This is a genomic window from Pseudomonas sp. E45-MNA-CIBAN-0222, assembly GCF_040310405.1.
Taxonomy (GTDB): domain Bacteria; phylum Pseudomonadota; class Gammaproteobacteria; order Pseudomonadales; family Pseudomonadaceae; genus Stutzerimonas; species Stutzerimonas stutzeri_AC.
The window spans coordinates 1-238 of the sequence record NZ_JBEOPU010000232.1 but is presented as its reverse complement, the minus strand read 5'-3'; the positions used below and the strand labels follow the sequence as shown (position 1 = coordinate 238).

At 61.3% G+C, this 238-nt stretch carries 1 protein-coding gene; it reads right to left on the bottom strand.

Annotation, left to right across the window (positions count from 1 at the left end; translation table 11 throughout):
* Positions 1 to 238 (bottom strand): pyruvate kinase (locus AAEZ08_RS23435; protein WP_500125245.1); only part of this gene is annotated, 238 nt, incomplete at both ends.

The window sequence follows — 238 nt, the reverse complement described above, 5'->3', positions numbered from 1 at the left end:
CCGCAAGGTAGTCCACTTCCATTTCGGCGGCGAGCTTGATGTCGGCCTTGTCTTTCTCGGTCAGCGCTGGCGCGGTCAGGCCACCACCGCGACGGTTGATACCTTTGTGATCCGACAGCGGGCCGCCAATCAGCACGGTGCAGTTCAGTTCGGTAGCGGTCGCAGTATCGACGCGCATGACCACACGGCCGTCATCGAGCAGCAGTTCGTCAGCGACACCGCAATCCTTGACCAGATC